Raw genomic sequence first — 14,397 nt, 5'->3', positions numbered from 1 at the left:
ATAAAAATTCTATTCACCAAATTAAGGTATTATTTGGTGATTATATTCACCAAAATTAGGTGTTATTTGGTGAATATAATCACCAATCTTAGTGTTTTTAAAAACTTCACTAAACAAGCTTTCATTTATTATTGAAAGTTTAAAAACTTTTACATACATTTGTACTATGGATTTCAAAGAAGCAAAAAACAAATTCGTACAAACTTGGGGAGCACTTGGTAGCCAATGGGGTATCAACAAAACCATGGCTCAGATTCATGCGCTATTGATGGTGTCAGCAGAACCGGTTTCTATGGAAGATGTAATGGAAGAATTGCAAATTTCACGTGGGAACGCCAGTATGAACTTACGTGCTTTGATGGATTGGGGAATTGTTTACAAAGAATATAAAGTAGGCGAACGCAGGGAGTTTTTTACAGCCGAAAAAGATCTTGATGAACTAGCCGTTAAAATAGCAAGAGAAAGAAGCAAAAGAGAAATCAAACCAGCCTTGAAAGTTTTAAAAGAAGTTTCATCAATTGAAGCCAACCAAACGGCAGAAGAAAAACACTTTGTCGATCAAACGACTAAACTATATGACTTCGTTTTAAAAGCTGACAATGTATTGGACAAAATAACAGAATACAAAGACAATTGGCTAACTAAGCTAGTTGTAAAATTCATGAAGTAAAAAATTTTAACCAAAACTTTCATTTTTTTCTGAAAGTTTAAAAATAAATAGAATTATGAAACCGAATTTAAATCTATTAAAAACAATTAATACTATTGCATTATTGTTTTTGCTTTTAGGCGGTTATGGACTACCTTTTACTGGCGCATTGCAGTTACTTGCAGCAACTTTATATTTAACCATACACCCCAGAAACAAGTTAATATACATCTACTTCTCCTTAGTGTTTTTATTTTTCATTGGTTGGGATGGTAGCTTTGATTGGTTTTTCACAATTCCCATTTTATTGATTTTCTTACTAACTTATATTATCCACTTCCAAAACAAACCTAAAAAAGCTTTCCTAACTGCCCAATGGAACAACCTGATTTTAGTTAATTATGAAATCGACACCAAACTGTTAGAAAAACACCTGCCAAAAGGAACTGAAATCGACTTTTATGAAAACAAATGCTATGTTAGTTTAGTTGGCTTTTTATTTGAAGAAACAAGGTTGTTAGGGCTAAAAGTTCCGTTTCATGTCAATTTCGAAGAAGTAAACCTTCGTTTTTATGTCAAACGTTTTGAAAATAAGGAATGGAAACGCGGTGTTGTTTTCATTAAAGAGATTGTTCCAAAACCAGCTTTAACTTTTGTTGCAAACACAATATATAAAGAGCGTTACCAAACATTACCCATGAAACATTGTATTGAAAAATCACAAAACACAACAAATTATAATTATCAGTGGAAATTAAACAACAAATGGAATACAATGAGAGTGGTTACAAACAACCAATTGATACCAATTGAAGAGTACTCAACAGCCGATTTTATTTGCGAACATTATTACGGATACACCAAACATAATGCACAAACCACATTTGAATATGAAGTAAAACACCCCAAATGGGAACAACAAGAAGTTCTTGAAACAGTAATAGACGTAGACTTTGAAAAACTATATGGAATGGATTTCAAACATTTAGAAACCTCTAAACCTTCATCAGTGATTTTTGCTAAAGGATCAACAATAAGCGTCGAAAACAAAAGAAAACTATCATGAAAACACTAAATAACCAAACCTTATTATACGATGAAGATTGTCCGATGTGCAATCTCTATACAGCCGCTTTTATCAAAACAAAAATGCTTGACGCCAATGGTCGAAAACCATTTGTTACCCTAACGGATGCCGAAGCCAATTATATTGATATGGATCGAGCCAAAAACGAAATCGCATTAGTTGACACCCAAAACAAAAAAGTAATCTACGGCATTGATGGATTGCTTAAAGTAATTGGCTTTTCGTTTCCAGTGATTGAGAAAATTGGAAATTGGAAGCCTATGAATTACTTCTTAAAGAAACTATACAAATTCATTTCTTACAACCGAAAAGTGATTATACCAAGCAAAGAAAACACCCATATAAAAACGCAATGCATCCCTGATTTTAATTATTTTTACCGCATTTTGTACATTGTATTCGCGACTGTTTTTACTGCTATAATACTCTTTTATTATTCTAAAAACATTCCATTAATCCCAAATGGAAATTGGACAAGAGAATTAGTTTTGGCTACTGGACAAATTGGGTTTCAATTTCTTTTTATACAAAAAATGACAAAGGAAAAACAATTAAACTACATCGGAAATCTTGTTACCATTTCATTAATGGGGAGCTTACTTTTATTTCCGATCTTGCTGTTGCAAAAATTTGTTAGTCCAATTGTAACTTTAGGCTGGTTTGGACTAACTGTAACTCTTATGATAGCCGAACATTACCGAAGAACAACGGTATTAGAATTACCAAAATACGTAACAGCAACTTGGATATTATACCGCCTAATTGCCTTACTTATAATTTTAAATTTATAATCATGAAAAAACTAATCATAGCAGCAGGAACGGGATTTTTGGGTCAAGTTTTGGTTAATCATTTCGAAAGTAAATTTGACCAAATTGTAATTCTTACACGAGCTAAATCTAAAGAAGAAAACGGAATCAAATATGTCAATTGGGATGCTAGAAAACTAAGCGGTTGGGAAACCGAATTAGAAAACGCAACCGTGTTGATCAACCTAGCAGGAAAATCAGTCGATTGTCGGTATACTAAAGCAAACAAAAAAGAAATTTTATTATCCAGAATAGAAAGTACCAAAATCCTAAACAAAGCAGTTTTACAATGTAAAAACCCACCCAAGCATTGGCTGAATTCATCAACATCAACCATCTATCGATTTTCATTAGACAAACAAATGAGTGAAGAAAACGGTGAAATTGGCAATGACTTTTCGATGAATGTCGCACAATCATGGGAGAAAGCCTTCTTTAAATATGAGACTCCTCAAACCTTAAAAACGGCTATGAGAACATCAATCGTTTTAGGCAAAAAAGGCGGTGCTTTTATCCCTTTAAAAACTCTAGCTAAAACTGGTCTTGGTGGTAAACAAGGAAAAGGGAACCAATACATCAGTTGGATTCACGAAACTGATTTTGCGAAAGCGATTGAATTTATTATTCAACAAGAAATGACTGGCGTAATTAATATTGTATCTCCTACTCCAATCACCAATGCTGATTTCATGAAAAAACTTCGAAAAGCAGTGGGACAGTTTGTTGGGATTCCAATGCCTACTTTTCTATTAAAAATAGATTCATTTATCATTCGAACAGAAACAGAATTAGTTTTAAAAAGCCGAAATGTGATTCCGAAGAAACTTACGGAAAATGGTTTTAAATTTGAATTTCCCAACATAGATATTGCCTTTAAAAACCTATTGCAATAATGACAACTATACAACTTACAACCGTAATCAAAGCACCAATACAACATGTTTTTGATCATGCCAGAAACATTGACACGCATCAAGAGTCAGCAGGTAAAAGCAACGAAATTGCGATTGCAGGCACCACATTTGGATTAATTAACAAAGGAGAGACCGTTACTTGGCGGGGAAAGCATTTTGGTGTTTTTTTACAACATCAATCTGTGATTTCTCAAATGGAACAACCTACTTACTTTGTAGACGAGCAATTAAACGGCCATTTTAAAAGTTTCAAACACCAACACTTTTTTGAAGAAAGGAACGGCCAGACCATCATGATAGATCTGATGCAGTATGAAACCCCTTTTGGAATTTTCGGGCAACTATTTGATAAATTAGCATTAAAAAAGCATCTCACTCAATTTTTAATTGAACGAAATGCATACTTAAAATTGGTGTCAGAAAAATAGAATCAATAACTGTAATATAGATCTCTTTAAAAATTCTTTATTTTAACAAATTATCAGCTAAGTCTTGAGCTAATGCAACCATTGTCATTGTTGGATTCCAAGAACCGCTAGCAGGCCAAAGCGCACCTCCTGTAACATAAACATTCTCTACGCCATTGGGTCTGTAATCCAAACCAACTACTCCTTCGTTGCCTTTACCAATCCAAAGACTTGAACCTTCATGAACCAATCCTCCTACCCTACGTTTCAGTTTCGACGGTTGTTCTTTGTGCCAAGCCCCTTCGTTTGGGTCTCCGTGCCAATATTCAACTCTGTTGCTTCCTTTAGGTGACAAAGCATTTTCTAACATTTGAAATGTAGCATTATCCATTGTTTCCCAAGTTTGGAGATCTTTTTCGCTTGCTAAAGCTTGGAGATTAACATTTGTCGTTGGATCTGATTGACCATTTAGACGCAAGTAATTTTCTGGGTTTCTAAAATCCATTTCGCCTAGAACAGCACAAACAAATACCAGATAATCATCCGAACTTGTTAATTGCGCCATAGAAGCAGTCGCAACAACGTCAGGCATATAACGAGCTGCTTTTTGAGAATTCTTTAAAGGATCTTTGTCTGATAATACTGAAAGTTGAACATGATATTGCATACCACTATCTGGGTTTACCCCAGCCATATATATTGCTGCTAACTCTAACTCATTTAATTTACTAGCAAAATCAAAATCCTTACGAGGAATTCTTGCAACAATAGAAGTAATAAAATGTGCTGTAAAACGCTCCCCTGCTCTTTTAACTTGAGGGAAAGAATTCATTAATAAAGTAGCTGGCGGAAGTGTACCCATTGCAAGAATTAATTTAGCATTCCCTATGTTTACAACGCCTCTTGAAGTTTCTAATGCGGTTGCGACTCCTTCTTGTTGATAAATTTTACTTACAATACAATTTGCGACCATTTTAAGCGGACTTCCTTTTCCTTTTTTACTCAATTCAGACTGTAAACTAACCAACTCTAATAACACCGATGGTGTAGAAAATTTAGCAAAATCCAAACCTTCTTCTACTCCTGAGCCTACAGCTAGTGGAGCGGCCATGCTTCGTGTAGCAGTAGGTATTTTATCTAAATTATCAGAAAGTCTATCTTGAATTTCTTTTTGCATAACTCCGTATATAGGACGTTGTGAAGACACATGCTTCAAAACGTCTTTACTCAAATTCTTATCTATTTGATCCGCTGGAATAACATTTAGTAGTTTTTCAGCAGATTTAAAATGAGCTTTTGCAGCAGCGATGGTTTCTTGCGGCCAATATTCCATTTCCTCATGTGTAGGACGGGGACACCAAGCACTCCACATAATACTACGCCCTCCAAAAAAAGGCACCATTCCATGTTGAAACTGAATATTCCCTGCGGGTTGAGATGCTGTTTTACTCGAAAGTGTCCAAGGAAATGTTTCAGACAAACCTCCTAGTGTATGTTGATAAGAAATAGGTAAATTTTGAAAATGTTCCGGTAAGAAAAAAGTACCGCGCTCAATAATAAGTATTTTTGACAATGGTTTCTTCGATAAAATTCTTTCAGCGAAAGCTAAAGAACAAAAGCCACTACCTATAATTATATAATCAAATTGCTCTTCCTCCCTTGCTATTTTCCAATCTGTTTCTGACAAAAAAAAGATATGATCCATAACTTTTTGAGAAGTTGGGTCTTGAGGTCCGGGACTAGGAAAGCCATTTGCAAAATTGGGACTTGATGAAAATGTAATCATAAAATGAAGTTGTTTAGTTATATGCTCCTTAGGATTTCCTGATGACACTATTATTCAAATGGCCCTTGAATTCCTTTTTTAATTTTGTAATAATACAACTCAAATATAGCATATTACAAAAAAACAAAACTACGTATAAACACCAATTTTAGTTCTAAGACAAAAAAAGATCGTAAATACAACATCCGACCTTCAAATTCATAAAAAAAAACAGCTATCATGATTCTACGTCTAAAGGGGAATGGACTAGAAAAGCACTGAAAAACGACAACTAAAATGCTTTTTTTCAAAAGAAAACTACCATCAACCACCAAAATATAGGGATACTTTCGACCCAAAAAGAAGTGTAATATTTAGACCGTTTTTCATTGGCGAAAGCCAAAAATAAAGAAAGAGCTAGAACAAGAATTCCATTAACGATTAATTGCTCTTCGATGAAATTATTTTTTAAAAGCTCTAAAAAATAAAAAGGAAGTAATAATAATAAACCAACCCATTTTGTTCGTCCCACCCCAATTTGTTGTGGTACGGTTTTTAAATGTGGATCGTCATTGGCCAAATCCAATATCTCAAAAATAAGAATCAACACAAAAACCAATATAAACCGCTGAATGCATTTTAAATAGAAATCAAGACCTAGTGTAATATGTGCATTTACCAAAGGCAAAACCAGAGTCACTCCTACCCAACACAAAGCCACAATATAAATTTTGACTCCTGCCCAATTGCGCGCATTTTTTCGATTAGGAAAAAATGGCAGTGTATAAAGCAGCGTTAAAGCTAAAACTCCAACAGAAACCATCTGAGTTATGAGTTCTAGCTTGAAGAAAAAATACCCCACGGCAATAAGAGACAAAAAGCTCAACACGGCAATTAATTTCAGTTCATTGCGCATTTCTCTTTTTTTGGCTCGAGCCAAAGCGTCATATTTCACAAAGTTATAACCTACAATCGTACCAAATAAAGCGAAATAAGCCATTGGTTCATCATCCGATATGTTGAACATAAAATGAGTCATTCGAACCAATGCATATACCGATAAAGCCACATGAATACTACTGCGGATATAAAAATCAAAAACTCTTTTAAAACTAATCATTAAACAAAATTAATCAATTGTGAACAAATACCGCATTTAGTTGATAAATTGACAAAAAATCAATATCAAAACACGGTGTAAATTATTTAAAATACTTATTTTTGCAACACTAAAAAAACACAACATTACTATACTTACATGAAAACAGACTCATTTGCTTTAAGACACTTAGGCCCAAGGGAAAACGATTTACCAAAAATATTAGAAACCATTGGTGTTGAAACTTTAGATCAGTTGATATACGAAACTATTCCAACTGATATTCGCTTAAAAAAACCGTTGGAACTGGAGCACATTATGACTGAATACGAATATGCAAATCACATTCGGTTATTAGGTCGTACTAACAAAGTATACAAATCATACATTGGTTTAGGATATCACCCAACGATAGTTCCACCAGCGATTCAAAGAAATATTTTTGAAAACCCAGGATGGTACACCGCTTACACTCCTTACCAAGCCGAAATTGCTCAAGGTCGTCTAGAAGCTATTTTGAATTTTCAAACCATGGTTATTGAATTAACAGGTATGGAAATTGCTAATGCCTCTTTACTTGATGAGAGTACTGCTGCTGCAGAAGCGATGGCTTTATTGTTTGATGTACGTACTAGAGACCAAAAGAAAAGCAATGTATGCAAATTTTTTGTGTCTGAAGAAATTTTACCACAAACATTATCTGTATTGCAAACACGTTCTACTCCTATAGGTGTTGAATTAGTAATAGGAAATCACCAAGATTTTGATTTCTCAAAAGAGTTTTTTGGAGCTATTTTACAATACCCAGGAAAATACGGTCAAGTATATGATTATGCTGACTTTATCAAAAAAGCAAATGAAAACGAAATAAAAGTTGCAGTTGCTGCCGATATTTTATCATTAGTAAAACTAACGCCTCCAGGAGAAATGGGAGCTGCTGTAGTGGTAGGAACAACACAACGTTTTGGAATTCCAATGGGTTATGGTGGACCACATGCTGCTTATTTTGCAACTAAAGATGAGTACAAACGTTCTATGCCGGGAAGAATCATTGGAGTATCTCAAGATGCCGATGGAAACCGTGCGTTACGTATGGCTTTACAAACACGTGAGCAACATATCAAACGTGAAAAAGCAACTTCAAATATTTGTACTGCGCAAGTATTATTGTCTGTAATGGCAGGAATGTTTGCTGTATATCACGGACCAAAAGGTTTACAATACATCGCTGACAAAGTACACGGAATGGCTTCAACATTAGCTAGTGCGTTAAATAAATTAGGCGTTTATCAAACCAACACTTCTTTCTTTGATACTATCGTTGTAAAAGCGGATGCTCAAAAAGTAAAAGCCATTGCCGAAGGTAAAGAAGTAAATTTCTACTATATTGACAACGACACAATTTCGATATCTATCAACGAAACGATTTTGTTTAGCGACATTAATGAAGTGATTGCCATTTTTGCGGAAGCGGTAGGAAAAGAAGCTTTTGAAGTTTCGGAATATGTTTTAGAGAACAACTACCCGATGCTTTTAAATAGAAAATCAGAATTTTTAACGCATGAGGTATTCAATAAATACCACTCGGAAACAAGCTTAATGCGTTACATCAAAAAACTAGAGCGTAAAGATTTATCATTGAATCACTCGATGATTGCCTTGGGTTCTTGTACGATGAAATTGAATGCAGCAGCTGAAATGTTACCATTAAGTATGCCTTATTGGAACACCATTCACCCATTTGCTCCATTGGATCAAGTAGAAGGATATACAACAATGTTGAAAAAACTAGAGCATCAACTGAATGTAATTACTGGTTTTGCTGGTACTACATTACAACCTAACTCAGGTGCTCAAGGAGAATATGCTGGTTTAATGACCATTCGTGCGTACCATCACTCTAGAGGTGATGAGAAAAGAACGATCTGTTTAATTCCTGCATCGGCTCACGGTACAAATCCTGCATCAGCAGCGATGGCCGGAATGAAAATTATCGTTACTAAAACAATGGAAAACGGTAATATTGATGTAGAAGATGTGCGTGAAAAAGCATTACAATACAAAGATGAATTGTCTTGTTTAATGGTAACGTACCCATCTACACATGGTGTTTTTGAAAGTGCTATTAGAGAAATTACTCAAATCATTCACGACAACGGTGGATTAGTTTATATGGATGGTGCTAATATGAATGCACAAGTAGGATTGACAAATCCAGCTACTATTGGCGCTGATGTTTGTCACCTGAACTTGCATAAAACATTCGCCATTCCTCACGGAGGTGGTGGACCAGGTGTAGGACCAATTTGTGTAAACGAAAAATTAGTTCCGTTTTTACCAACAAATCCATTAGTAAAAGTAGGTGGCGAAAAAGGAATTACGGCAATTTCTGGAGCGCCTTATGGGTCGGCTTTAGTTTGCTTGATTTCTTACGGATACATTTGCATGCTAGGAGCCGAAGGAATTACAAATGCCACTAAATACGCGATCTTGAACGCTAACTATATGAAAGCGCGTTTAGAAGCCCACTACCCAATATTATATTCAGGTGAAAAAGGAAGAGCGGCGCACGAAATGATTTTAGATTGTAGAGGCTTTAAAGCCAAAGGAATTGAAGTTTCGGATATTGCAAAACGTTTGATGGATTATGGTTTCCATGCACCAACAGTTTCGTTCCCTGTAGCTGGAACATTAATGATTGAACCAACTGAATCAGAAGATTTAGGAGAATTAGATCGTTTTTGTGACGCGATGATTTCGATTCGTCAAGAAATTGAAGCGTCAGCTGTAGAAGAACCAAACAACGTGTTGAAAAACGCACCGCATACATTAGCAATGCTTACTGCTGACACTTGGATATTACCATATACAAGAGAAAAAGCAGCCTTCCCATTAGAATATGTAGGTGAAAATAAATTCTGGCCAAGTGTTCGTCGTGTTGACGAAACCTATGGCGATAGAAATTTAGTTTGCAGTTGTGCGCCAATTGAAGCGTATATGTAAAATACATTTTTATCAAAACTAATAATGCCTCAATTTATTTTGAGGCATTTTTTTTATTTACAATAAGTACTCATCTTACTTAGAACAAATTAGACATTAATAATTTCGAATGAAAAAACTACAACGTTTTCGAATATTTATTAAAAAATCATCAGTAAATTAGCCAAATAATTAATATTACGTAATTATATGCACGCATAGTAAATATCATGGCTATAATCATTTTTTTATCTTTAATTTAGCCTAAATTTTTGGAAAATAAAACCATGAAAATAAAAATAACTGGAATAGGAAGTTATATTCCTGAAAAGAAAGTAAGCAATACAGACTTTGGTGATCATGTTTTTTTAAATGAAGACGGAACACCGTTTGGGAAACCAAACGATATAATAATTAATAAATTCAAAGGGATCACAGGAATTGAGCACAGGCGCTATGCCGAAGATCATTACACTTCCTCTGATTTGGCTTTTTTTGCTTCTCAAAAAGCAATAGAAAATGCAGGAATAGATCCAGAAACGATTGACTATATCATCTTTGCTCACAATTTTGGTGAGGTTAAATTTGGCACCACACAAGCTGATACTGTACCTAGTTTAGCAACAAGAGTAAAACACAAATTACAGATAAAAAACCCTAAATGTGTCGCTTACGATATCCTTTTTGGTTGTCCGGGTTGGATCGAAGGAGTTTTGCAAGCCAATGCCTACATCAAGTCTGGAATGGCAAAAAGATGTTTAGTTATTGGATCTGAAACCTTATCCAGAGTAGTTGACCCGCATGATAGAGACTCTATGATTTACTCTGATGGAGCCGGAGCATCGATAATTGAAGCTTCAGATGATGAAACAGGACTAATTTCATACGAAAGCGGTACTTATGCCATGGACGAAGCGAACTATTTGTTTTTTGGTGAATCCTACAATAAAGAATTAGAAAACGACACACGCTACATTAAAATGCATGGCCGTAAAATATACGAATTTGCACTAACGAATGTTCCTGCAGCAATGAAAAGTTGTCTAGACAGTAGCGGTATTACTATTGCCGATGTCAAAAAAATACTAATTCATCAAGCCAATGAAAAAATGGACGAGGCAATCATACAGCGATTTTACAAGCTTTATGACCTTCCCGTTCCGCAAGACATCATGCCTATGAGCATCCACGATTTAGGAAACAGCAGTGTTGCCACCGTACCTACTTTGTTGGATTTATTAGTGAGAGGAGAAATTAAAGACCAACAAATCAACAAAGGAGATATTCTTCTTTTTGCATCAGTTGGAGCCGGAATGAACATAAATGCGTTTTTATACCGCTACTAAATCGCGAACACCTTTATAAAAAAAAGCCCACTATTTTTCAAAAAATAGTGGGCTTTTTATCTATTAACGTTACTAGATGCAACAAACTGAGCTCAAATCTGCAATAGAAGAAATATATCTTTGTACATTTGCACTTTGGATAAAACTATAATCAAAATGTACGAAAAAACTTTTCCTAATAAAAGGTTCAAACACACTTTAGAATTTTTAAACAAACACGTTTCAAACTCTGAAACCATACTCGATTTAGGTGTCGAAAATCCTTTTTCGAAAATAATGAAAGAAGATGGATACACCGTCAAAAACACCTCTGGTGAAGACTTAGACCTAGATCAATCTGTTTTCTCGAAAGAGCAACAAGATGTTGTTACTGCTTTTGAAATTTTCGAACATTTACTGAATCCATTTACTATTTTAAGCGAAATAAAATCGGATAAACTTTTCATTTCTATTCCGATGCGTTTGTGGTTTTCACCTGCATACAGAAGCAAAACAGATATGTGGGACAGACATTACCATGAATTTGAAGACTGGCAGCTAGATTGGTTATTAGAAAAAACGGGCTGGAAAATTATAGATCGACAAAAATGGACCAACCCCGTAAAAAAAATAGGACTACGCCCTTTATTGCGTTATTTTACCAACAGGTATTATATTATTTATGCCGAGAAAATAAAACAATAAACGCTTTATTGCTCTATAAATATTACGCAAATCATGAGCCTACACGACAACTCATAGCGACTAATTTCAACAAATACAATGAACTACTACATAGTCATTCCCGCACATAACGAAGCCGATTTAATCAATTTAACACTAGAATCACTCGTAAAACAAACCGTATTACCCAAAAAGATAGTAGTGGTTAACGACAATTCTACAGATAACACTGCTGATGTAGTTTTGGCTTTCGCCAAAGAGCATCCGTACATTACATTAGTTAATAAAGAATCCAGTGCAATACATTTACCAGGAAGTAAAGTCATACAAGCATTCAATGCCGGACTTGCATCACTAGATGAGGAATACGACATTATGATGAAAGCAGATGCCGATTTAATTTTCCCCACCAATTATTTTGAAACGATCATCAGGCACTTCCAGTCGGATGAAACAATTGGTATGGTAGGTGGCTTTTGTTATATTGAAAAAAATGGACAATGGGTATTAGAAAACCTTACCGATAAAGACCACATTCGCGGTGCTTTAAAAGCGTATCGCAAAGCTACATTTAAACAAATAGGTGGCTTAAAAGCGCAAATGGGATGGGATACTGTTGACGAATTGCTTTGTAAATTTTACAACTGGCAAGTGATCACCGATGCATCTTTGCATGTCAAACATTTAAAACCTACAGGAGCCAATTATAACAAAACAGCTCGATACAAACAAGGTGAAGCCTTTTATACTTTGGGCTATGGTTTTTTTATCACTGCGATTGCATCGGCTAAACTGGCTATGATGAAAAAGAAACCATTGCTTTTTATAGACTACATAAAAGGTTTCTGGAAAGCAAAATGGTCCAAAAAACCACTAATGGTTACCCCAGAACAGGCGCGTTTTATTAGAAAATATCGTTTGCAAAAAATGAAAGGCAAACTAATAGATTAAAACCATCGTTTGAAAAACCCCAAACAGATGCGCGATAACTCACAACTTATAACTATTTTTGACAATATTTTAAAACTATGATGCTCATTCGATATATATCACAAATAGGGAAATATTTCTTGATGTTAAAAGAAATATTCAACAAACAAACCAAATGGTCTGTAATGAAAAATCTGATTTTCAAAGAAGTAGATGATTTAATTATAGATTCTCTTGGAATTGTTTCTTTTATTTCCTTTTTCGTTGGTGGGGTAGTTGCCATACAAACAGCCTTAAACTTGACCAATCCTTTAATTCCTAAATACTTAATAGGATTTGCAACTAGACAATCTATAATTCTAGAATTTGCTCCTACTTTTATTTCAGTAGTAATGGCAGGGAAAATGGGTTCATTTATCACATCTAGTATTGGAACCATGCGAGTTACAGAACAAATTGACGCCTTAGAAGTAATGGGTGTAAACTCGTTAAATTATTTAGTTTTCCCTAAACTAATTGCCTTGTTGCTATACCCATTCCTAATAGGTATTTCAATGTTTCTAGGTATTCTAGGAGGATATGTAGCTAGTGTTTATGGGGGCTTCGGTAGTAGTGCGGACTTCATTGACGGATTACAACGCGAATTCATACCGTTTCATATTGCTTATGCTTTTATAAAAACATTCATATTTGCTTTGCTACTAGCAACAATCCCTTCTTTTCATGGCTATTACATGAAAGGTGGAGCGCTTGAAGTAGGAAAAGCAAGTACTGTATCATTTGTATGGACATCAGTAACTATTATTTTGATGAATTACATTTTAACCCAATTATTATTAACGTAATGATAGAAGTAAAAAACATAGAAAAATCGTTTGGCGATGTCAAAATTCTGAAAGGAATATCGACTGTTTTTGAAACAGGAAAAACGAACTTAATTATTGGACAAAGTGGGTCTGGAAAAACAGTTTTACTAAAAAGTTTATTGGGAATCCATCAACCAGAAGCAGGACAAATTTGTTTTGACGGCCGCGTATACTCTGATCTTGAGCCTGATGAAAAACGAGAATTAAGAACCGAGATAGGAATGGTTTTTCAAGGAAGCGCCTTATTTGACTCGATGACTGTGGAGGAGAATGTGGGCTTTCCGCTAAAAATGTTTACCAAAGACAATGGTTCAAAAATTCAAGACCGAGTTGATTTTGTATTAAAAAGAGTCAACTTGATTGATGCACATAAAAAACTACCTTCTGAGATTTCAGGGGGAATGCAAAAACGTGTAGCCATTGCTAGAGCGATTGTCAACAATCCAAAGTACCTTTTTTGTGATGAACCTAACTCTGGTTTAGACCCAAATACGGCGATATTAATTGACAATTTGATCAAGGAAATCACCGAAGAGTACAATATTACAACGGTAATCAACACCCACGATATGAACTCAGTGATGGAAATAGGAGAAAGAATCTTGTTCCTGAAAAACGGTTTAAAAGCTTGGGAAGGAACTAAAGAAGAAATTTTCAGAACAGATAATCAAGCGGTTGTAGAGTTTGTTTACTCTTCCAATTTATTCAAAAAGGTAAGAGAAGCTTATTTAAAAGAATAACTAAAATCTTTATGATACTAAAAAACGGACTTTGATGTAAAAATCAAAGTCCGTTTTTATTTGCTAATTAGGGCTTGCTGAAAAAGTATTCTCAATTTTCATATAACTGGATTTAATTTCACCAAATAATCACTTTCATA

The 14,397-nt window shown here is 34.8% G+C and carries 13 protein-coding genes; 11 read left to right on the top strand and 2 right to left on the bottom strand.

Features of this window, described 5'->3' with window-relative positions:
* Positions 1-166 precede the first annotated feature (166 nt).
* Genes H8R24_RS14175 through H8R24_RS14155 form a run of 5 tightly spaced genes read left to right on the top strand, consistent with a single transcriptional unit; the run spans position 167 to position 3,887 of the window.
* Positions 167-670: a GbsR/MarR family transcriptional regulator gene (locus H8R24_RS14175; RefSeq protein WP_187020652.1), complete on the top strand. Its 504-nt coding sequence runs from the start codon at positions 167-169 to the stop codon at positions 668-670.
* Between the two features lie 55 nt (positions 671-725).
* Positions 726-1,715, top strand: a complete 990-nt coding sequence (locus H8R24_RS14170; protein WP_187020654.1) for a YqjF family protein — start codon at positions 726-728, stop codon at positions 1,713-1,715.
* Positions 1,712-2,527: a DCC1-like thiol-disulfide oxidoreductase family protein gene (locus H8R24_RS14165; RefSeq protein ID WP_187020656.1), complete on the top strand. Its 816-nt coding sequence runs from the start codon at positions 1,712-1,714 to the stop codon at positions 2,525-2,527. The genes H8R24_RS14170 and H8R24_RS14165 overlap by 4 nt, the downstream gene beginning before the upstream one ends.
* Before the next feature lie 2 nt (positions 2,528-2,529).
* The gene (locus H8R24_RS14160) at positions 2,530-3,438 is read left to right on the top strand and encodes a TIGR01777 family oxidoreductase (RefSeq protein ID WP_187020658.1); all 909 of its coding nucleotides are present in this window, start codon (positions 2,530-2,532) and stop codon (positions 3,436-3,438) included.
* On the top strand, positions 3,438-3,887 hold the full coding sequence (locus tag H8R24_RS14155) for an SRPBCC family protein (RefSeq protein ID WP_187020661.1): 450 nt from the start codon (positions 3,438-3,440) through the stop codon (positions 3,885-3,887). The genes H8R24_RS14160 and H8R24_RS14155 overlap by 1 nt, the downstream gene beginning before the upstream one ends.
* 37 nt (positions 3,888-3,924) lie before the next feature.
* On the opposite strand, the gene H8R24_RS14150 is transcribed toward H8R24_RS14155, so the two are convergent.
* Positions 3,925-5,652 (bottom strand): GMC oxidoreductase, encoded by a 1,728-nt coding sequence (locus tag H8R24_RS14150; RefSeq protein ID WP_187020663.1) that lies wholly within the window; start codon positions 5,650-5,652, stop codon positions 3,925-3,927.
* 286 nt (positions 5,653-5,938) lie between these two features.
* A complete protein-coding gene (locus H8R24_RS14145) occupies positions 5,939-6,751 on the bottom strand; it encodes a UbiA prenyltransferase family protein (RefSeq protein WP_187020666.1) in 813 nt (270 codons plus the stop codon).
* Between the two features lie 138 nt (positions 6,752-6,889).
* Here H8R24_RS14145 and gcvP point away from each other — a divergent pair, with 138 nt between their 5' ends.
* The 6 genes from gcvP to H8R24_RS14115 all read left to right on the top strand — a co-directional run bounded on the left by gcvP (position 6,890) and on the right by H8R24_RS14115 (position 14,257).
* Entirely contained in the window at positions 6,890-9,733 is a 2,844-nt protein-coding gene (gene gcvP, locus H8R24_RS14140) for an aminomethyl-transferring glycine dehydrogenase (RefSeq protein ID WP_187020668.1), read from the top strand.
* 266 nt (positions 9,734-9,999) lie between these two features.
* Positions 10,000-11,058 carry a 3-oxoacyl-ACP synthase III family protein gene (locus tag H8R24_RS14135; protein WP_187020670.1) on the top strand — a complete coding sequence of 353 codons (1,059 nt, stop codon included), beginning with the start codon at positions 10,000-10,002 and terminating at the stop codon, positions 11,056-11,058.
* A 156-nt stretch (positions 11,059-11,214) separates the two neighbouring features.
* A complete protein-coding gene (locus tag H8R24_RS14130) occupies positions 11,215-11,742 on the top strand; it encodes a methyltransferase domain-containing protein (protein WP_187020672.1) in 528 nt (175 codons plus the stop codon).
* A gap of 78 nt (positions 11,743-11,820) precedes the next feature.
* On the top strand, positions 11,821-12,672 hold the full coding sequence (locus tag H8R24_RS14125; RefSeq protein WP_187020675.1) for a glycosyltransferase: 852 nt from the start codon (positions 11,821-11,823) through the stop codon (positions 12,670-12,672).
* A gap of 77 nt (positions 12,673-12,749) precedes the next feature.
* Positions 12,750-13,496, top strand: coding sequence for an MlaE family ABC transporter permease (locus H8R24_RS14120; protein WP_187020677.1), 747 nt, complete (start codon positions 12,750-12,752; stop codon positions 13,494-13,496).
* Positions 13,496-14,257 carry an ABC transporter ATP-binding protein gene (locus H8R24_RS14115; protein ID WP_187020679.1) on the top strand — a complete coding sequence of 254 codons (762 nt, stop codon included), beginning with the start codon at positions 13,496-13,498 and terminating at the stop codon, positions 14,255-14,257. The genes H8R24_RS14120 and H8R24_RS14115 overlap by 1 nt, the downstream gene beginning before the upstream one ends.
* Positions 14,258-14,397 lie beyond the last annotated feature (140 nt).

This window comes from Flavobacterium muglaense (genome assembly GCF_014305155.1).
GTDB classification, from domain to species: domain Bacteria; phylum Bacteroidota; class Bacteroidia; order Flavobacteriales; family Flavobacteriaceae; genus Flavobacterium; species Flavobacterium muglaense.
Note: the sequence above shows the minus strand (reverse complement) of the source record. Positions and strands in the feature narration are given on the sequence as shown.

What these genes read in the sequence shown, in the direction of transcription:
- H8R24_RS14175 (WP_187020652.1), top strand. Translation starts at nt 167, where the DNA reads ATGGATTTCAAAGAAGCAAAAAACAAATTCGTACAAACTTGGGGAGCA.
- H8R24_RS14170 (WP_187020654.1), top strand. Translation starts at nt 726, where the DNA reads ATGAAACCGAATTTAAATCTATTAAAAACAATTAATACTATTGCATTA.
- H8R24_RS14165 (WP_187020656.1), top strand. Translation starts at nt 1,712, where the DNA reads ATGAAAACACTAAATAACCAAACCTTATTATACGATGAAGATTGTCCG.
- H8R24_RS14160 (WP_187020658.1), top strand. Translation starts at nt 2,530, where the DNA reads ATGAAAAAACTAATCATAGCAGCAGGAACGGGATTTTTGGGTCAAGTT.
- H8R24_RS14155 (WP_187020661.1), top strand. Translation starts at nt 3,438, where the DNA reads ATGACAACTATACAACTTACAACCGTAATCAAAGCACCAATACAACAT.
- H8R24_RS14150 (WP_187020663.1), bottom strand. Translation starts at nt 5,652, where the DNA reads ATGATTACATTTTCATCAAGTCCCAATTTTGCAAATGGCTTTCCTAGT.
- H8R24_RS14145 (WP_187020666.1), bottom strand. Translation starts at nt 6,751, where the DNA reads ATGATTAGTTTTAAAAGAGTTTTTGATTTTTATATCCGCAGTAGTATT.
- gcvP (WP_187020668.1), top strand. Translation starts at nt 6,890, where the DNA reads ATGAAAACAGACTCATTTGCTTTAAGACACTTAGGCCCAAGGGAAAAC.
- H8R24_RS14135 (WP_187020670.1), top strand. Translation starts at nt 10,000, where the DNA reads ATGAAAATAAAAATAACTGGAATAGGAAGTTATATTCCTGAAAAGAAA.
- H8R24_RS14130 (WP_187020672.1), top strand. Translation starts at nt 11,215, where the DNA reads ATGTACGAAAAAACTTTTCCTAATAAAAGGTTCAAACACACTTTAGAA.
- H8R24_RS14125 (WP_187020675.1), top strand. Translation starts at nt 11,821, where the DNA reads ATGAACTACTACATAGTCATTCCCGCACATAACGAAGCCGATTTAATC.
- H8R24_RS14120 (WP_187020677.1), top strand. Translation starts at nt 12,750, where the DNA reads ATGATGCTCATTCGATATATATCACAAATAGGGAAATATTTCTTGATG.
- H8R24_RS14115 (WP_187020679.1), top strand. Translation starts at nt 13,496, where the DNA reads ATGATAGAAGTAAAAAACATAGAAAAATCGTTTGGCGATGTCAAAATT.